This window comes from Arthrobacter sp. B2060, from assembly GCF_059090445.1.
The window spans coordinates 514,257-532,700 of sequence record NZ_JBNHFR010000001.1 but is presented as its reverse complement, the minus strand read 5'-3'; the positions used below and the strand labels follow the sequence as shown (position 1 = coordinate 532,700).

16 protein-coding genes are annotated in these 18,444 nt (G+C 66.0%); 8 read left to right on the top strand and 8 right to left on the bottom strand.

Annotation, left to right across the window (positions count from 1 at the left end; all coding sequences use genetic code 11):
• Positions 1-6 precede the first annotated feature (6 nt).
• Together AC5RUM_RS02545 and AC5RUM_RS02540 are read right to left on the bottom strand one after the other, a co-directional pair.
• Entirely contained in the window at positions 7-687 is a 681-nt protein-coding gene (locus tag AC5RUM_RS02545; protein ID WP_494033455.1) for a GntR family transcriptional regulator, read from the bottom strand.
• A complete protein-coding gene (locus tag AC5RUM_RS02540) occupies positions 680-2,188 on the bottom strand; it encodes a fumarylacetoacetate hydrolase family protein (protein ID WP_494033454.1) in 1,509 nt (502 codons plus the stop codon). The genes AC5RUM_RS02545 and AC5RUM_RS02540 overlap by 8 nt, the downstream gene beginning before the upstream one ends.
• A 224-nt stretch (positions 2,189-2,412) precedes the next feature.
• On the opposite strand from AC5RUM_RS02540, the gene AC5RUM_RS02535 reads away from it, so the two are divergent.
• Together AC5RUM_RS02535 and AC5RUM_RS02530 are read left to right on the top strand one after the other, a co-directional pair.
• Positions 2,413-4,341 carry an FAD-binding monooxygenase gene (locus tag AC5RUM_RS02535; protein ID WP_494033453.1) on the top strand — a complete coding sequence of 643 codons (1,929 nt, stop codon included), beginning with the start codon at positions 2,413-2,415 and terminating at the stop codon, positions 4,339-4,341.
• 28 nt (positions 4,342-4,369) lie between these two features.
• Positions 4,370-5,731: an MFS transporter gene (locus tag AC5RUM_RS02530; RefSeq protein WP_494033452.1), complete on the top strand. Its 1,362-nt coding sequence runs from the start codon at positions 4,370-4,372 to the stop codon at positions 5,729-5,731.
• Positions 5,732-5,823: 92 nt separating this feature from the next.
• Here AC5RUM_RS02530 and AC5RUM_RS02525 read toward each other — a convergent pair whose 3' ends face one another.
• Together AC5RUM_RS02525 and AC5RUM_RS02520 are read right to left on the bottom strand one after the other, a co-directional pair.
• A complete protein-coding gene (locus AC5RUM_RS02525; protein ID WP_494033451.1) occupies positions 5,824-6,861 on the bottom strand; it encodes a glycoside hydrolase family 16 protein in 1,038 nt (345 codons plus the stop codon).
• 425 nt (positions 6,862-7,286) lie between these two features.
• On the bottom strand, positions 7,287-8,696 hold the full coding sequence (locus AC5RUM_RS02520; protein ID WP_494033450.1) for an aldehyde dehydrogenase family protein: 1,410 nt from the start codon (positions 8,694-8,696) through the stop codon (positions 7,287-7,289).
• 184 nt (positions 8,697-8,880) lie between these two features.
• Between AC5RUM_RS02520 and AC5RUM_RS02515 the strand changes: the two genes are divergently transcribed.
• The 3 genes from AC5RUM_RS02515 to AC5RUM_RS02505 all read left to right on the top strand — a co-directional run bounded on the left by AC5RUM_RS02515 (position 8,881) and on the right by AC5RUM_RS02505 (position 11,418).
• A complete protein-coding gene (locus AC5RUM_RS02515; protein ID WP_494033449.1) occupies positions 8,881-9,372 on the top strand; it encodes an FAD-dependent oxidoreductase in 492 nt (163 codons plus the stop codon).
• On the top strand, positions 9,369-9,752 hold the full coding sequence (locus tag AC5RUM_RS02510) for an FAD-dependent oxidoreductase (protein ID WP_494033448.1): 384 nt from the start codon (positions 9,369-9,371) through the stop codon (positions 9,750-9,752). Before AC5RUM_RS02515 ends, AC5RUM_RS02510 begins: the two co-directional genes overlap by 4 nt.
• Before the next feature lie 190 nt (positions 9,753-9,942).
• Positions 9,943-11,418 carry an APC family permease gene (locus tag AC5RUM_RS02505; protein WP_494033447.1) on the top strand — a complete coding sequence of 492 codons (1,476 nt, stop codon included), beginning with the start codon at positions 9,943-9,945 and terminating at the stop codon, positions 11,416-11,418.
• On the opposite strand, the gene AC5RUM_RS02500 is transcribed toward AC5RUM_RS02505, so the two are convergent.
• Complete coding sequence (locus tag AC5RUM_RS02500) at positions 11,395-12,093, bottom strand: AmiS/UreI family transporter (protein ID WP_494033446.1); 699 nt, start codon at positions 12,091-12,093, stop codon at positions 11,395-11,397. The two genes, AC5RUM_RS02505 and AC5RUM_RS02500, sit on opposite strands and share 24 nt — an antisense overlap.
• A gap of 204 nt (positions 12,094-12,297) precedes the next feature.
• Here AC5RUM_RS02500 and gdhA point away from each other — a divergent pair, with 204 nt between their 5' ends.
• Positions 12,298-13,635, top strand: coding sequence for an NADP-specific glutamate dehydrogenase (gene gdhA, locus AC5RUM_RS02495; protein WP_494033445.1), 1,338 nt, complete (start codon positions 12,298-12,300; stop codon positions 13,633-13,635).
• Between the two features lie 82 nt (positions 13,636-13,717).
• On the opposite strand, the gene AC5RUM_RS02490 is transcribed toward gdhA, so the two are convergent.
• Positions 13,718-14,677, bottom strand: a complete 960-nt coding sequence (locus AC5RUM_RS02490) for an AraC-like ligand-binding domain-containing protein (protein WP_494033444.1) — start codon at positions 14,675-14,677, stop codon at positions 13,718-13,720.
• A 126-nt stretch (positions 14,678-14,803) separates the two neighbouring features.
• Entirely contained in the window at positions 14,804-15,400 is a 597-nt protein-coding gene (locus AC5RUM_RS02485; protein ID WP_494033443.1) for a TetR/AcrR family transcriptional regulator, read from the bottom strand.
• 124 nt (positions 15,401-15,524) lie between these two features.
• Here AC5RUM_RS02485 and AC5RUM_RS02480 point away from each other — a divergent pair, with 124 nt between their 5' ends.
• Together AC5RUM_RS02480 and AC5RUM_RS02475 are read left to right on the top strand one after the other, a co-directional pair.
• Positions 15,525-17,441, top strand: coding sequence for a primary-amine oxidase (locus AC5RUM_RS02480; protein ID WP_494033442.1), 1,917 nt, complete (start codon positions 15,525-15,527; stop codon positions 17,439-17,441).
• Between the two features lie 22 nt (positions 17,442-17,463).
• A complete protein-coding gene (locus tag AC5RUM_RS02475) occupies positions 17,464-17,889 on the top strand; it encodes a hypothetical protein (RefSeq protein WP_494033441.1) in 426 nt (141 codons plus the stop codon).
• 91 nt (positions 17,890-17,980) lie between these two features.
• Here the strand turns inward: AC5RUM_RS02475 and AC5RUM_RS02470 are convergent, their stop codons facing one another.
• Positions 17,981-18,400: a DUF1761 domain-containing protein gene (locus AC5RUM_RS02470; RefSeq protein WP_494033440.1), complete on the bottom strand. Its 420-nt coding sequence runs from the start codon at positions 18,398-18,400 to the stop codon at positions 17,981-17,983.
• Positions 18,401-18,444: the final 44 nt, after the last annotated feature.

Here is an 18,444-nt window from a genome sequence, read left to right as displayed (position 1 = left end):
TCTTCCTTACTGCTGTGGGGTCTGGTGGTCGCTTGCGGAGGCCAAATAGGCGTCCAGGGTTGCGCTGCGGTGGAGCCGTGCTGCTTTTTCGATGGTGTCGGCGTCGGCGCCGCTTTCAATGAGTTTCAGGAGGGCTTCGTGTTCGTCCACGGACTGGTGCGCCCTGCCGGGGACGAAGCGGAACGTGGACGACCGCAGGGATGCCAGCCGGTTCCAGCCCCGCTGGACCAGGTCCAGGATGTGCGGGTTGGGGCAGTGTTCGAACAGGACGCTGTGGAAGTCCTGGTTCAGTTGCGTAAACCGGACCGGATCAAAATGCTGCAGGCAGGCACGCATGTCCTCGTTCACTGCACGGGCACGGGCGATGTCCGCTTCTCCGATCAGTGGAGCTGACAGTGCGGTGGCCGCGCCCTCGACGATGCTCAGGGTCTGCATTGTGTAGAGGTATTCGGTGGGATCGATCCCGGACACCGTGGCGCCGACGTTCCGCTCGAACTTCACCAGCCCCTCTGCTTCGAGCCGGCGGATTGCCTCGCGGACCGGGACCACGCTGACGCCCAGGTCTTCGGCGATCTTGGCCAGCACCAGGCGATAGCCGGGGGAGTACGTCCCGTCGACGATGCGGCCCTTCACGGCTTTGTAGGCCTGCTCGGACTTGCTGCCGATGGCGGTGGCGGTCTCAGTCATTGGCCTTGCCTGCTTCCCATTGCTCATACTTGGCACGCCATTCGGCGTTCAGCGGGTAGAGTCCGTCCACGCTGTGGCCCTGCTCCACCATCTCGGCGATGAAGACTTCCTCGCGTTCCTGGGCGATGGAGTCGTCAGCAAGTTCCTCGGCAAGGGCCGGCGGGATCACCAGGATGCCGTCAGAGTCCGCCACGATGATGTCGCCCGGCTGCACCGTGGTGCCGCCGCAGGCGATGGTGATGTCCGTGTCCCAGGGGATGTGCCGGCGTCCGAGCACGGCCGGATGCGGGTTGGAATAGTAGGTGGGCATGTCCATGGCGGCCACGGCCGAGAAGTCACGGACCCCGCCGTCGGTGATGATGGCTGCGGCGCCGCGGACCTGGGCACGCAGGGCCAGGATGTCGCCGATGGTGCCGGTGCCCTTTTCGCCGCGGGCCTCCATCACCAGGATCTCGCCCTCGTTGACAGTGTCGATGGCCTTCTTCTGGGCATTGAAACCGCCGCCGTGGGCCTTGAACAGGTCCTCGCGGTTGGGCACGTAGCGCAGTGTCCGGGCCAGTCCCACAATCCGCCTGTCCGGCCGTGTGGAGGTCAGGCCGTCGATGCTGACGTTGTTCAGGCCGCGCTTGCGCAGCTGGGAGGACAGGGTTGCGGTGCAGACGCTTTCGAGCTTCGCCTTCAGCGAGGGGGAGAGGGCGGGCGTCGCCGGTGCCTCGTCATGCCCGACGGGCGAGAGGCCTGCCGCCTCCCGCGAGCCGTAGGCTTCCTCCCGCTGCAGATCATCCGTCTTGGGCTGGGCGCCAAAGTCAGCGAACGGCGTCGAACCTTCCTCCACCCGGGTGACAAGGCGGCCGGTGGTCAGTCCGCCGTCCTCTGAACCGGCGGCACTGACTTCAACCTCGACGACGTCGCCGGGGTTGGCGACGGAGGCGCCCGCCGGTGTGCCGGTCAGGATGATGTCCCCCTCTTCGAGGGTCAGCAGCTGGGACAGGTCCGCCACGAGCCGGGCGAACGGGAAGAGGAGGTCCCCGGTGGTGTCGTCCTGGACGAGTTCGCCGTTGTGCCAGGTGCGGATGCGCAGTTTGGCGGGATCCACGGCGTCGGCGGGGATCAGTCCCGGGCCGACCGGGGTGAAGCCGTCGCCGCCCTTGGACCGGAGATTGGAGCCCTTGTCCGCGTAACGGAGGTCATAGACGCCCAGGTCGTTGCTGGCGGTGACCCACTCGACGTGGCTCCAGGCGTCCTCGAGGCCGACGCGGCGCGCCGGCTTGCCGATGATCAGGGCGATCTCGCCTTCATAGCCAAGCAGCTCGCAACCGGCCGGCCGCTCCACGGTTGACGGGGATGCTGCCGAGCCAAGGGCCAGCGACGACGACGGCTTGAGGAAGTAGGAGGGCTGCTCCGGCGTGCGGCCGCGCTGCGCCGCCCGGCTGGGGTAGTTAATGTGCACCGCGATGACCTTGCGGGCCGCGGCCAGGAGGTGGTCATTGACCTGTTCCAAGAGTTACTCCTCATCGAGTACGAAATCGTATACGAAACACTATGGCCCGGATTCCAGGATCCGTCAACACCCCCTCAGGCCGAAAAATCGGCCACTTGTCGTCCCGGTCACATCTGCCGTACAGTGGTGATTCACATCCGATGTTTCGAATATAGAACTCTGAGTTCTAATATCGATCAGCCTTAACGGCGAACGACAGCCACACAGTGAAGTGAGGAAAGCCCGTGCAGTTCCACCACCACGGTTACGTATCCGGTGACCCCCGAGTCCAGCCGGCCGCCGGCGTCGGCATCGACCGGCCCGCGCAGCTTCCCGACGAAGTGGACGTGCTCATCGTGGGCTCCGGCCCCGCCGGCATGCTTGCCGCCGCCCAGTTGTCCCAGTTCCCGGGCATCACCACACGCATCGTGGAGCGCCGGCCCGGCCGGCTTGCCATCGGCCAGGCCGACGGCATCCAGGCCCGCAGCGTCGAGACGTTCCAGGCCTTCGGCTTCGCCGAGCGCATCATCGCCGAGGCGTACCGGATCACCGAGATGGCGTTCTGGAAGCCGGACACCGAGAACCCAGCGAACATCGTCCGCACCGCCCGCACCCTGGACGATCCCGCCGGCATCAGTGAATTCCCGCACCTCATCGTCAACCAGGCCCGCGTGCTGGACTACTTCGCCGAGGTCATGGCCATTTCACCCACCCGCATGACCCCCGACTACGGCCTGGAGTTCCGCGGACTGGAGGTCACCGGAGAGGGCGAGTACCCGGTCACCGTGACGCTGGCCCACACCGCTGGCCCCGACGAGGGCCGGGAACGGACAGTTCGGGCCAAGTACGTCGTCGGCGCCGACGGCGCCCGCAGCAAGGTCCGCACGTCCATCGGCTGCACCATGGCCGGCGACCAGGCCAACCATGCGTGGGGCGTCATGGACGTGCTGGCCTCCACGGACTTCCCCGACATCCGCCTCAAGTGCGCCATCCAGTCCCACGACGGCGGCAGCATCCTGCTGATCCCGCGCGAGGGCGGCCATCTCTTCAGGATGTACGTCGACCTTGGCGAGGTCCCGGCAGACGACCACGGGGCCGTCCGCAAGACCACCATCGAGCAGATCATTGCCAAGGCCAACGCCATCATCCACCCCTACACACTCGACGTGCGCGACGTCGCCTGGCACAGCGTGTATGAGGTGGGCCACCGCCTCACCGACAGGTTCGACGACGTCCTCCCGCAGGAACTCGGCACCCGCACGCCGCGCGTTTTCATCACCGGCGACGCCTGCCACACGCACAGCGCCAAGGCGGGCCAGGGCATGAACGTCTCCATGCAGGATGGCTTCAACATCGGCTGGAAGCTGGGCCATGTGCTCGAGGGCCGCAGCCCGGAAAGCCTGCTCTCCACCTACTCAGCAGAGCGCCAGGTCGTGGCGAAGAACCTCATCGACTTCGACAAGGTGTGGTCGACGCTCATGGCGAAGAAGCCGGAGGAGTTTGAGAACCCCTCCGAACTGGAGGACTTCTACGTGCGCACCGCCGAGTTCCCCGCGGGCTTCATGACGGAATACGCACCGTCGATGATCGTTGCCGAGGCCACGCACCAGGATCTGGCCACCGGTTTCCCGATCGGCAAGCGCTTCAAGTCCGCGCCCGTTGTGCGGGTCTGCGACACCAACCCGCTGCACCTCGGCCACCAGGCCAAGGCCGACGGCCGGTGGCGGATTTACGTCTTCGCCGACGCCGCAGCGCCCGTTTCGGGGCAGCAGGGTACGGGACAGCAGAATACGGGAACGCCCACCGATCACTTCGCCGAGTGGCTCGCGAACTCACCGGACTCGCCGCTGGCGGCCACGCCGTCGGGCGCTGACGCTGACGCATGGTTCGACGTGAAGGTGATCTACCAGCAGGACCACACGAACATCGACATCAATGCCGTTCCGGCGGCCTTCAAGCCGCAGGTGGGCCCGTTCCAGCTGACCTACCTGGAGAAGGTCTTCGCCATCGACCCGGCGTCCGACATCTTCGAACTGCGCGGCATCGACCGCGGCGGCGTCGTCGTGGTGGTGCGCCCGGACCAGTATGTGGCGAATGTCCTGCCCCTGACGGCGACTGCCGAGCTCGCCGCGTTCTTCGCGCCCCTCCTGCCGGACCGGCTGCGGTCCGCCTAAGCGGCAGCGCTAAAACAAAGGAGTTTTAATGTCATCGTCCCAAACCGCGGGTGCACCCCCGCGCCGCCAGCGCATGAGCCAGGACGACCGCCGCGTCGTCGCCGGCACCATGGTCGGCACCACCATTGAGTGGTACGACTTTTTCATCTTCGCGCAGGCAGCGGGAATCGTCTTCGCCAACCTCTACTTCAAACCCCTGGACACCGACAGTCCCGGCCTGGCCCAGCTGGTCTCCTGGGCAACCATCGGTGTCAGCTTCTTCTTCCGGCCTTTGGGCGCGGTGATCGCCGGGCGCCTGGGTGACAGGGTCGGCCGGAAGGCCATGCTCGTCTTCACCCTGGTGATGATGGGTGCGTCCACTGCCCTGATCGGATTGCTCCCCACCTATGCCCAGATCGGCGTCTGGGCTCCGGTCCTGCTGATGGTCCTGCGCATTCTGCAGGGATTCTCGGCCGGCGGCGAATGGGGTGGCGCAGCCCTGATGGCAGTGGAACACGCGCCCGTGAACAAGCGCGGCTTCTGGGGTGCCTACCCGCAGATCGGTGTCCCGGTCGGCATGATCCTGGCGACGCTGGTGCTCTTTCTGCTCCGGCTCTCCATGTCCCCGGAGCAGTTCCTGGAATGGGGATGGCGGATACCGTTCCTGCTGTCCGTCGCCCTGATCGTGCTCGGATACTTCATCCGGTCCGCGGTGTCGGAAAGCCCGGTCTTCAAGGAGATGGTGGAGCGCAAGCGCGAATCGGCCACGCCGCTCACGCAGCTGCTGCGGACGAATAAGGTGCAGGTGGTCCTGGCCGCTGTCATCTTCATCGGCAACAACGCTGCCGGATACCTCGTGATCGCCTTCCTGTCCTCCTACGCCCAGAAGACCCTGAAGATGGAGGCGTCGCCTGTGCTGCTGGCCACGCTGCTCGCCTCGTTCGGGTGGCTCGTGTTCACGCTGTACGGCGGGGCGCTCTCGGACAGGATCGGCAGGGTCCGGACCTTCCAGATCGGCTACGTGCTCATCTTCGCCTGGATGATCCCGATGTTCCTGCTGATCGACACCCGCAATATCTGGGCGTACGGTGCGGCGATTTTCATCCTCACCGTCGGACTGGGCCTCTCCTACGGACCGATGTCAGCCATGTACGCGGAGATGTTCCCCGCCAGCGTCCGCTACTCCGGCATCGGAATCGGCTATGCCCTCGGCTCGATTCTTGGCGGCGCCTTCGCCCCGCTCCTTGCCGAAGCACTGTTCAAGGAGACCGGCTGGTCAGGCTCCATTGGCCTCTACATCATGGGGCTCTGCGTGATTTCGTTCATCGGCGTCACCCTGGTCAAGGAAACCAAGGGCGTCTCCCTTGCAGCAGATACAGAGGAGCAGGCTGCGCCGGCTGTGACGCACTAACGGTCATTCCAACAAAAAGGATGCCGGCGCCCCTGACGGGCGCCGGCATCCTTTGTGCTGCTTTGGTACTGCTGCCTTAGTACTGTGCCGGCCTACTTGTAGACGCGGACCCAGTCGACCTGCATCTGCGAGGGGGCAGTGGCACCGCCGTTGGGGAACCAGTCAAGCTGCAGCGTCTGCTGCATGGCGCCGGAGGGCTGGTGTGCCGGGTTCGTGTCAGTGAAGGTCTTCACTCCGTCGACGTAGCCGGTGATGCCGGCGGGAGTCCACTCGACCGCGTAGTTGTGCCACTGCGTGGTGTCAACGGCGTAGGACGACTGCGTCTGGAAGTTCGAGCCGCCGCATTCGTAGTGCAGGAAGAACTTGATCTTGGAGGTGTTGCCGCCGCCCTCGGCGTAGTCGATCTCGTCACACGTGGAGGACGGCTTGGTGGGCCAGAGGATCAGGACCGGGTGGTACTGCGGGTCCCGGGCGTTCGTCTTCATGCGGGTTTCCCAGCGTCCGTACTTCTGCCGTGCAAACTTTGCGGACATGCCACCGGTGGTTCCGGCCGAGTCGCCCGTAACTGTGGCCACACCGTTCGCCACTGACCATGCCTTGGGGCTGCGGATGCCGTTCCCGGCGTGGCCGGCGCTGTCGTAGACGCCCCACTTGGCGGGATCCGGCGCGCCGGTGTTGGAGAATTCGTCACCGGCCACAACAGGACCCCAGCCCAGCGTGGTCGCGGCCTGCTTCCCGTTGCCGGCAGCGGGTGCCGCCGCCACGTTGGCGGCGGGTAGGGCGTTGCCCTGCGGGGCCACGGGCGCCTTTGCCGGTGCCGGCTTAGCGGCCGGCTTCGGTGCCGGCTGGGGTGCGGCGGCCGGGGCGACTGCCGGCTTCGGTGCGCTCGCAGGCGCCAGTTCAGGCTTGGCAGCGGGAGCCTTGGCGGCCGGAGCCTTGGTGCTTGGCTTCGGAGCAGCCTTGAGTGCCGGGGCGGTGGCCTTGCCCGTGGTGGCCGGCGCGGCCTGGGCGGACAGTCCCTCGCTTGAGGCGTCAGGGGCTGAGGCCCCGACGCCTGTGGGGGCAAGGCCGCATCCGGTCAGGGACAGCGCGCCAACCGTGATTACTGTGGCCAGTTTCTTGTTGAACAAAAAAACCCCTCCGGGGGATAGACAGGCGCACGCGGCAGCCACATCGAGGTGGTGACGCGCGCCTGAAGCTTCTTGAAGTCCCTGTCAGGGACCCGAGCAGCCTTGTGCTGCTCGTCGCATCCGGCCCCAAAGATCGGGCGTCCGGGGCCCGATGTCCGGGCCAGGCCGTGGGCCAGTTCGTAACGTTACTAATTCGTAATAATGGCCGCAAGCCGGCATCAGGCCGGCCGCTCCAGGGCCGCGCGGGCCGGCAGCCACAGCTATCCACCCGGTGACCTGCGCAAACATCCTGTCTGCCGCGCCGCCGCAGCCGGTCCGGCATGTGATTAACGTCGCATTGTGCCGGCAGTAAGAAGCCGCCGTCGCGTTTTGCGACGGCGGCTTCCGGTGTGTGGTGCCCTCATGTTGCCCGGCGGGGCGGCTCCTTAGCCGTTGATGACCTGGGGAACGCCGACGGCTTTGAGGCCCTCAACGCCGAATTCCAGGCCGTAGCCGGATTGCTTGGCGCCGCCGAACGGGACGCGGGGGTCCACAGCGCCGTGCTTGTTGATCCAGACGGTACCGGCCTGGATGCGGGCGGCGACCTTGCGGGCTTCGGGGAGGTTCGGGGACCAGATGGAGGCGCCGAGTCCGACGTCGAGCGCATTGGCCTTTTCCACGGCTTCGTCGATGGTGCTGTAGCGGATGATCGGCAGCGCGGGGCCGAACTGTTCCTCGCCGACGAGCGGGTTGTCGTTGTCGATGTCCGCGACGAGCGTGGTGGGGTAGAAGTAGCCGGGCTGCTCGGTGTCCGGGTTGCCGCCGACGAGCACGCGCGCGCCGGAGTCGCGGGCGGCCTCGACGAGGCGGGCCACGACGTCGTACTGCGCCCTGTTTTGCAGCGGGCCGAGGACGTTGTTCTCGTCGAGCCCGACGCCCATGGGCATGGCCGCGGCGACCTTGGTGAGCTCTTCGCAGACGGCGTCGTAGATTTCGTCGTGGACGTAGAGCCGCTTGAGGGCGGCGCAGGTCTGGCCGGTGTTGATGAAGGCGCCCCAGAAGAGGTCCTGGGCGATGGCTTTGGGATCGGCGTCGGGCAGCACGATGCCGGCGTCGTTGCCGCCGAGTTCGAGGGTGAGGCGTTTGACGGTGCCCGCGGAGGACTTGATGATCTCCCTGCCGGCATCGGTGGAGCCGGTGAACATGACCTTGCCGATGGCGGGGTGTTCGGCCAGGCGGGCGCCGACCTTGCGGTCGCCGGAGACCACGGTGAGGAGGCCTTCGGGGAGTTCCTCGTTGAGGACCTTGGCCAAGGCCAGGACGGACAGCGGGGTCATCTTCGAGGGTTTGACCACGACGGCGTTGCCCATCCGCAGGGCGGGGGCGATCTGCCAGATGGTGATCATCATGGGCCAGTTCCAGGGGCCGATGGCGCCGACGATCCCGATGGGGCGGTAGTGCAGTTCGGCGTAGGTTTGGCCGTCGTCCACGACGGTTTCCGGTTCCAGCGGGGTTGTGGCTGCGGCGCGCAGCCAGGCGGCGCAGGCGCCGACTTCGAAGCGGGCGTTCGGGCCGTTGAGCGGTTTGCCCTGCTCGCGGGAGAGCAGGCGGGCGAGTTCTTCGGCAGAGCGTTCAACGGCGTCGGCTGCTTTGAGCAGCGCGGCGGACCGGGCGCCGTGGCCCAGGGCTGCCCAGGCCGGCTGGGCTGCCTGGGCGGCGGCGATGGCCGCCTCGAGGTCTTCAACGGTGTGGACGGGTGCTTCGCCGACAACGGTGCCGGTGGCAGGGTCAAGGATGGTCCGGGTCTCGCCGGCGGCCGGGGTGATCGAGGCCAGCAGGGCGTCGTAAGTTTCCATGGGTACTCCACTTCGAGTAGGTGGTGCGCACGGCCAGCGTGGCCTGAGGCTGTGTCTCGAGTCTGCCCGGCTGGTCCTGCGCCGTCTTGTGTATCCGCGAACGGCTCTTGACCTCAGGCGAACAGCTGCTCGAGGGCGCCGGCTACGCCCGCCCGCCCGTGCCGGTCCGGAGCAGCAGCATGTCGTGAACTTCTTCCAGCGCAGCGGCGATGACGGCGCGGTCCACCCCGGCCAGATACTGGAGAACCAGGCCATCAAAGGAAGCAAACAGGGTCCGGGCCACCACCTCGACGTTGCCCTGACCAATGGCGACTGGGCGGTGAACTTCGAAGCGTGCGCCACCTACAAGATCGTTGGCGGCACTGCCGCCCTGGCTGCTGCAATGTTCGCGGACTCGGGGGCCGGCATGGAGCATGGCTTCACCGTGGAAGCTGTTGCGGAATACGCCGGCGCGGTCAGCATCCGCAGTACGGACGGGCGGATAGTGCTGGCCCGGTCGGCGATTATCACCGTTCCGCTGCATGCCCTCAAGGCGGTGGCCTTCGAGCCGCCGCTGCCCGCGGCCAAAGCCGAAGGCTCCAGCCTGGGCCAGGTCTCCCGGGGTGCGAAGGTCTGGTTCAGGCTCCGCGCCGAACATGCCCCCTTCGTTGCGCTGGGGGCGCCGACTGGCCCTTGAATTTCTTCCAGGTCGAATACGCGCTCGACGGCGACACGATCGCCGTCGGTTTTGGCCCTGACGCCTCAAAGATCGACGTTGAGAATCCGGCCGCCGTCCAGGAACAGCTCACGCGCCTCGTGCCGGGAGCCGAGGTTGCCACAGTAGCCAGCCACAACTGGGTGGATGACCCGCTGTCCGGTGAAACCTGGTCCATGCACCGCACCGGTTACCTCTCGACCTACCTTCCCGCCATGCAGGCGGCCCACGGCAGGGTCCTTTTTGCCGGTTCCGATATCGCCAACGGCTGGGGCGGGTTTATTGACGGTGCAATCGAGAGCGGCATGGAAGCTGCCAACGATGCTGCGTCCCTGCTGGCAAACCAGCGGCCCCGGGCGTGACTGCGCTCAGGGACAACAACTGATCGCTGCACGACAAGGCGCAGCCGGACTCCGGTGCCATTCTGGATTTCATGGCGCATCCCACAGGCGCACCCCATCCGTTAAGCCAGGGGCAAGGAAGCCCGGCACCGCAGGCGTTTCGCACCGGCCCAGAACATCCCCAGCACTCATGACCGACAAGAAGGATCCAATGAGTATTTCGAATCCCGAATCCCGGACCGCAGAACCAGGTTCCCGCCCAGAGCACTCCACCGCCCTGCGCGCAGGAAGCATCGGAGTCCTGGGCATCCTGTTCTTCGTCCTGTCCGCGCAGGCCCCGCTGACCGGCATCGTCGGAGCAGCCCCGCTGGCCGCCGCGCTCGGCAACGGTGCCGGCGCCCCCGGCGCCTATCTCATCGTCGGTCTCGTCATTGTTATCTTCGCCGTCGGCTTCGTCGCCATGAGCCGGAAGGTGCAGACCAACGGCGCCTTTTACGCCTATGTCACGGCGGCGTTCGGACGCAAGGTCGGTGCCGGCGCGGCATGGCTTGCCCTGCTGGCCTACAGCACCGTGCAGGCAGCGATGTACGGGCTGTACGGGGCGGCCTTCTCCGGGCTGCTGGTATCTGCCGGGATCGCTGTTCCCTGGTGGCTGCTCGCATTCGTAACCATGGCCGGCGTCCAGGTCCTGGGCTCCATGAACATCGAACTTGGTGCCCGCGTTCTGGCTGTTCTGGTGGGCCTGGAAGTGGCGATTCTCCTGATGTTTGGCTTTTCCGTCCTCTTCCGCGGCGGCGGACCCGAAGGCCTGAACATCGCCGCCTCGTTTGCGCCGGAGGCCATTGCCAGTGGCGCTCCGGGCGTTGCCATCATGTTTGCCGTCGCCTCTATGTTCGGTTTTGAATCCACGGCCATTTACTCCGCCGAGGCCAAGGACCCGCACCGCACGGTCGCACGGGCCACCTATCTCTCCGTGGGCATCATCGCCGTCTTCTTCTCCTTCATCACCTGGATGCTGGTCAGCTTCTACGGACCTTCACAGGTAGTGGCCGCTGCGGGAGCCGCCCTGGAATCGGGCGACGCCACATCCTTCGTGATCGGCCCCATCGTGGAACTGTTCGGACCGTGGGCGGGCGTCACCGCCGGAGTCCTGCTGGTGACCTCCCTGCTGGCCGGCATCATTGCCTTCCACAACGGCATCAACCGCTACCTTCATTCACTGGCGTTGCGCGGTTCCATGCCGGCCGTCGTGGCCCGGACCAACAGGCACCGCGCGCCCGCAACCGCGGCCTGGATCCAGACGGCGGTGGCCGTGCTTCTCGTGGCGCCGTTTGCGCTGCTGGGACTGGATCCGGTACTGACGCTGTTCTCTTGGTTCAGCGGCCTTGCCGTCGCGGCGCTGCTGGTGCTGTACATGCTGTGCTCGCTCGCCGTCGTCGGCTATTTCCGCCGGGAGCGGGTGGCCGGACAGCACTGGCAGACGCTCATCGCCCCGGCGCTCGCCTCCGTGCTGCTGGGGTGGGTCCTCTACCTGGTGGTCAGCAACTTCACCTCACTGATCGGCGGAAGTGCGGAAACGGCGGCGGGGCTGCTGGCGGCCGTCCCCGTGGTTTTCCTGGCCGGAGTGCTGGTGGAGATCCGGGTGGAGAAGCGCGTCCGGATCCTAGAGCCTGAGCTCGCCGGGTAACGGGCGTTCGACGGCGGCAGCGGTGGCGGTATCGGCGCGGGCTGCAGCGGCGCGGGCGGCGGATTGGCGTCCGCGCCAGGCGAGGCCGCCGGCCAGCAGCAACAGCGCCAGCAGCAACAGCGCCAGGAGGGATGCTGCCGCCGCTGCCGGCTCGGGAGCGGCGGGCCAATGTCCGGTGATACCCAGGAGCGCCGGCACTGTGGCGGACGCCTGGCTGGTGAGGACCAGCGACCAGCCGATGAGCGGCCCCAGCCCCCCGAAGCCAAGGGTCAACTGTAGGAAGAAGAGCAGCCACAGGTAGGTCCAGCAAAGCCACAGGACGGCCAGGAACGGATCCTCCCCGGACCACGCCGCAGCGAGCAGGAGTCCGCACGCACCTACCAGGCCGCAGAACCAGCCGAGCCCCCTGGAGCCGAGTGCCAGCAGGTAGTCCAGCCCCACGTAGACGTACGTCAGCCCGAAGAGGAACATCCCGGCGGCCCCGAGGAGCAGTTGTGGGCCGCCGCCGTCAACCCCTGGAGAACTGGCGCCCAAATACGTGACACCAAGGACCAGCTGGGTGCTGCCGATGACCAGGCTGAACACGGCAGCATCCCGGCGGGGGACGAGATCCAGCGCCGCGAGGCCGTTGAGCAGGAGCGCGGCTCCGGAGAGAAGCAGACAAATGTTGGCCATCAGAAGTCCCCCGCCGAACCGCGAACCGGGATCACAATTTTCGTTTCATGGAAATAAAATGTCACAATACGGAGGTTAGTGGAAGCTGATTAGCCATGCGCGGCCGGCGCAGTCACAATTGGATATGTTGAAGTTTCAATAAAAGGATGCCGTTCTGACATATGCCGGAGACTTCCCGCGCCCGGTTCGACGTAAGGAGTCATCATGGATGCACGGCTCGAGGCCATCAGGGACACTGTCCTGGCCCGGAACCCGGGCGAAGCCGAGTTCCACCAGGCGGTGACCGAGGTGTTTGAAAGCCTCGGCCCGGTCCACGACCGCCACCCTGAATTCCTCGAAGGGGCCGTCCTCGAGCGGTTGTGCGAGCCCGAACGGCAGATCATTTTCCGCGTGCCCTGGACCGATGATTCCGGCCGCGTGCAGATCAACCGCGGCTTCCGCGTGGAGTTCAACTCCGCGCTGGGGCCCTACAAGGGCGGCCTGCGCTTCCACCCCTCCGTATACCTGGGCATCGTGAAGTTCCTCGGCTTCGAGCAGATCTTCAAAAATGCCCTGACCGGAATGCCGATCGGCGGGGGCAAGGGCGGCTCCGACTTCGATCCGCGGGGCCGTAGCGATGCCGAGGTCATGCGTTTCTGCCAGTCCTTCATGACCGAGCTGTACCGCCATATCGGCGAATACACCGATGTTCCGGCCGGAGACATCGGTGTGGGCGGCCGCGAAATCGGCTACCTCTTCGGCCAGTACAAGCGCATCACCAACCGCTACGAATCCGGCGTCCTCACCGGCAAGGGCATTTCCTGGGGCGGTTCCCTGGTCAGGCCCGAAGCCACTGGATTCGGCACGGTGATCTTCACCGAGGAGATGCTGAAGACCCGCGGAACGTCCTTCGACGGGCAGCGCGTGGTGGTCTCAGGATCCGGGAACGTGGCCATCAATGCGATCGCCAAGGCACAGGCACTCGGCGCCGTCGTAGTTGCCTGCTCCGATTCCTCCGGCTACATCGTGGACGAGGCAGGAATCGACGTCGGCCTTCTTCGCCGGATCAAGGAAGTGGAACGAGGGCGCCTCAAGGACTATGAAGTCCGGCGCCCGGGCGTGTCGTATGTCGACGGCGGCTCAGTGTGGGACGTCAATGCCACGGTGGCCCTGCCCTGCGCGACCCAGAACGAACTCGACGGCGACGCGGCGGCCCGGCTGGTGCGGGGCGGTCTGCTCGCTGTTGGCGAGGGCGCAAACATGCCGTCCACCCGCGAAGCCGTGGCGGTGTTCCAGGACGCCGGTGTGCTGTTTGCCCCGGGCAAGGCGGCCAACGCCGGAGGGGTGGCCACGTCAGCCCTTGAAATGCAGCAGAATGCGAGCCGTGACTCCTGGTCCTTCGAACACACCGAACAGCGCCTCGCGGACATCATGGTGGGGATCCACGAGCGCTGCGCCTCGACCGCTGATGAATACGGGGACCCGGGCAACTATGTGCTGGGCGCGAACATCGCCGGCTTCGTCAAAGTGGCTGACGCCATGCTCGCGCAGGGGCTGATCTAGCAGGCCGATCGGGCTGCATCGGCGCCGCGTGGGGCTGCGTCAGGCCTGCCGGGGTTGCCGGGGTTGCCGGTGTTGCCGGGATTCAGGCGCCTCGGCGCCAGTCGCTGGGGGACTGGCCATATGCGTCGCGGAACGTGCGGCTGAAATGCGCAGCATCCACGAAGCCCCAGCGGGCGGCGACGGCCCCCACTGACACGCCGGAGTGTAGCGGATCACGAAGGTCCCGCCTGGTGTGCTCCAGCCGCTGGCTCCTGATCCAGCTGGCAACCGTGGTGCCCGATTCGTGAAAGACGTTGTGCAGGTGTCGGGTGGAAATGAAATGGGCCGCCGCAATGCTGGCCGGCGAAAGCTGCGGGTCGGCGAGGTTTGCTTCGATGTATTCGCGGACCGAGGTTGCCAGCAGGGTCTGCGGCTTCATGCGGTCCTGGGCCAGGTCCAGCTCCGAGTGGAGCATGGTCGAGACGAGGTCCAGGGCGTTTGCCGCCAGCCTGGTGCCGCTGGGACCGTTGAGGGCTTCAAGGTTCGCGGCGAGCTGGGTGATGAACGGCCCCACAATGCTCGTCAGGCCGTGGCCGGCGGCCAGCCGCGCCGCCGAAAGCTGCCCCACATATTCGGAGGGCAGCGACAGTGCCTCGTGCGGAAACATGACCACCAGCACCCTTGCCTGGTCTTCGAAGGCCAGGGTGTACGGGCGGTTGGTGTCGTAAATGGCCAGGTCGCCGGGGCGCAGCAGGGCCTCGCGGTTGTCCTGGACCAGGAGGCCGGTGCCCTCCAGCTGGAGGTTGAGCTTGAAGTAGCGCTGGTCTGACTGTGCCAGCAGGGCCGGCGTCCGGTGCACGCTGTGGCCCGTAGCCGACACCTCCACGATGCACATGCGGTCCACCACACGGGAGCGCATCCTGCCGCGGAATGCATCGGCGTCACCGGTCTCAGCCGCCAGCGGCACGAAGGATTCCGCCACGAGGTGTCGCCAGTGGTCGAACGAGGTGGCCACGGTGGTTTTGAGGTCGTGGCCCGCGGGGCGGGTTGTGGTTGCAGACATGGTGTTCCTGACGCCGGGAGGCCATCTGTAGGGGAGTACCCCATGCTGTGTCCTGGGACACAGTCATTTCAGGTTAGCGCCGCCCTGCCGCTCCTGTCATCTTTTTTCCACGGATGTCGAAAAAAATTATGCTCCGGCCTGGAGAAGTGCCAGGAAGCCTTCCAGCTGGTCGCTTAGGCCGCGGTCCACCTGCCCCTGTGGGGCCAGCGCTGCGGCTATCTGGGCGCCCAGCAGCATGTTCAGCAGGCTTCCGGCAATGGCGCAGTCCCCGACGGCGGAGCTTACGTCGCCGTTCTCCCTCGCCTGGGCAAGGTGCTCGAGGATGGCGGCATGCCACTGCTCCATGGAGTCCCTGTGGATGGCCGCTTTTTCGGGATCGGTGATGGCTTTTTGCCAAAAGGGAATCACGATGCGGGCCTCATGGACGCGCTCCTCGTCCAGCGGCAGCACCTCGAGGGCAAATGCCCTCAGGGCTGCGATGCCCGTTTTCCCGGCGGTAACTTCCGCGATGCGCTCGTTCGTCCTGTTGAAGACATGGCCGAAGGCGAAAGTCAGCAGGGTGTCCTTCGTCGGGAAATAGGGCTTGAGGGCACCGTTGGCAAACCCTGCCTCGGTTGCGATCTCGCGCATGGTGGCACCCTCGATCCCAAGCCGCGCGATGATCCGCCATGTGGCGTCCACCAGCTCCAGCCGGCGCTCGTCGTGATCAACAATCTTTGGCACGCAGCCGCTCCCCCGGAAATTCTTTTGGCGCAAGACCCTTGTGACTTATCTTACGTACGGTTATTCTCTACAACTATAGAAAATAAAACCCCGACCCGCCAAGGGTCCCGGACAGAAGGCCGCCATGACGATCTCCCTCACAGCTGTAGCCACCCCCTACCGCCTGGCAACGGCCGCAGAAATCACCGATGCGCAGAGCATTCTTCGTGCTGCCGGGCTCTTTGGCCCCGAGAAGCGCATCGCCTACCTCGGCCTGCTGGACCCGGTGCGCGGCACGGCATCCGAAACCGCGGACCGCCGGTTCGGGATATTCCTCCATGACGTATCGGGCGCCGCACCAATGGACCTCACGGTCTCGCTTGCCGCGCGCGAGGTGATTTCCGCCGTCGAACTGGACACTGCCGCCACCGGCGAGCTTCCCGTCCTGGAAGAGGAATTCGAAGTCGTCGAGCAGCTCCTGGCCTCGGATGACCGGTGGCTGAAGGCGCTCGCCTCGCGGAACCTGGACGTCAACAAGGTCCGCGTGGCCCCGCTGTCGGCCGGCGTGTTCGAGTACCCGGAGGAGAGGGGCCGGCGCATCCTGCGGGGACTGGCCTTCGTGCAGGAGTTTCCCGAGGACAGCGCCTGGGCCCACCCGGTAGACGGGCTGGTCGCCTACGTGGACGTGGTCAACAAGGAAGTCACGCAGGTGATCGACACCGGCATCTTCCCCGTGCCCGCCGAGCACGGCAACTACACGGATCCGGAACTGACCGGACCGCTGCGGACCTCCCAGAAGCCGATCAGCATCACGCAGCCCGAGGGCCCCAGTTTCACCGTCACCGGCGGAAACCATGTCGAGTGGGAAAAGTGGAGCGTCGACGTCGGCTTCGATGTCCGCGAAGGCGTGGTGCTGCATAACCTCGCTTTCCGGGACGGGGAACGGCTGCGTCCCATCATCAACCGGGCCTCCATCGCCGAAATGGTGGTTCCGTACGGAGACCCGTCCCCGATCCGGTCCTGGCAGAACTACTTCGACACCGGGGAGTACCTGGTGGGCCAGTATGCCAATTCCCTGGAGCTCGGCTGCGACTGCCTCGGCGAGATCACCTACCTCAGCCCGGTCATCAGCGACGCCTTCGGCAACCCCCGCGAAATCCGCAACGGCATCTGCATGCATGAGGAGGACTGGGGCATCCTGTCCAAGCACAGCGATCTGTGGTCCGGCATCAACTACACCCGCCGGAACCGCCGGCTGGTGATCTCCTTCTTCACCACCATCGGCAACTACGACTACGGCTTCTACTGGTACCTCTACCTCGACGGCACCATCGAATTCGAGGCCAAAGCCACCGGCGTCGTCTTCACATCTGCGTTCCCGGTGGGCGGCTCGAACAACATCTCCCAGCTCGCGCCCGGGCTGGGGGCACCCTTCCACCAGCACATCTTCAGCGCCCGTCTGGACATGGCAATCGACGGATTCACCAACCGCGTCGAGGAGGAGGACGTGGTCCGCCAGGCCATGGGCCCCGGCAACGAACGGGGTAACGCGTTCTCCCGCAAGCGCACCGTGCTGGCCCGCGAGTCGGACGGCGTCCGTGAGGCCGACGCCAGGGCGGGCCGGACCTGGATCATCTCCAACCCCGAATCCCGTAACCGCCTGGGCGAGCCGGTGGGCTACAAACTGCACTCCCACAACCAGCCCACCCTGCAGGCCGATCCGGGATCCTCCATCGCCCGCCGGGCCGCGTTCGCCACGAAGGACCTGTGGGTCACCCGCTACTCGGAAGACGAGCGTTACCCCACGGGCGACTTCGTCAACCAGCACTCCGGCGGTGCCGGCCTGCCCGCCTACGTCGCCCAGGACCGCGACATCGACGGCCAGGACATCGTCGTCTGGCACACGTTCGGGCTCACCCACTTCCCCCGCGTCGAGGACTGGCCCATCATGCCCGTGGACACTGTCGGGTTCAAGCTCCGCCCCGAAGGCTTCTTCGACCGCAGCCCGGTCCTGGACGTTCCGGCCTCTGCCCAGCCGTCACGCGGACACTGCCATGGCTGATCATGCTGCGTTGCTTGCAGGCATGAGTCCGCCAACCTTCCTGGGCGGCATGCTCCACTCCCGCATCTGTGCCCTGGTGACGGCCGCTTCCTGCCTTGCCCACGTGTGGCTTGCGGCCGGAAGCCATCACGCGGCGTGGCTCAGTGCCCTGATGCTCGCCATGGTGGCCGTCTGCCTGCCGTGCGCCCTGCACCTTTGGCGCCACAGCAACGTCGCGGCGCTCCACCGGATCATGGCCTCCGCCGTCGCAATGGCGACGGTCCATACCTTCCTGCTGCTGGCGTCGGGCCGGTCAGCCCACAGCCACGCTGCCGCCGCGCCGGCGGGCGGGATGCAGGGCGTGGCGGGGGAGTCCGCCGCCGTCGTCATGCTGGTGATCATCGCCCTGGAAATGACGACGGCGTTCCTCGCCGCAACGCTCGTGGCCCGGCTGCGTACGCGCGGCTAGCGCGAACGAGTAGCGCGCGAACTGGCACGTAATGACCTCAAAGCGGAGATTTGCGGGCATTAGCTGCATGTTCGCGCTTCAAGCGTCGCGCTTAGATGCCGAACAGGCCGATGACCAGGGCCATCACCAGGTAGGTCACGAGTTCATGGGCGCAATTGAGCATGGTGAGTCCGGCCGGCCGGCCTTCGAACGCGTCGTGCGTGATGAAGCGGGCGGCGGTGAATCCTGCCCAGAGAATGACGGCGGTGATCACTGAATTGGCGAGGAAGCTGCCCCCGTAGAATTCCTGGGCGATGGCAACCGAGCCGGCAAGAACGAGGGCACTGACGAAGCTGACAACGAGAGTGATCAGGATCGGCTTAATGGCGTCTTTTCCCTCGCCGCTGGGAGTGACCTTGGCCGTGCGCATCCAGTAGTTGCCGAAGACCTTGGGCGTGTACCAGATCGACCCCACGACCATGGTGGACAGCGTTGCCACCAGGACCGCCCAGATGTTGATTTCAGGAACCATGTTCTACTCCTCAATCAGTGCTCGTTGACCCTCGTCGATGTCCA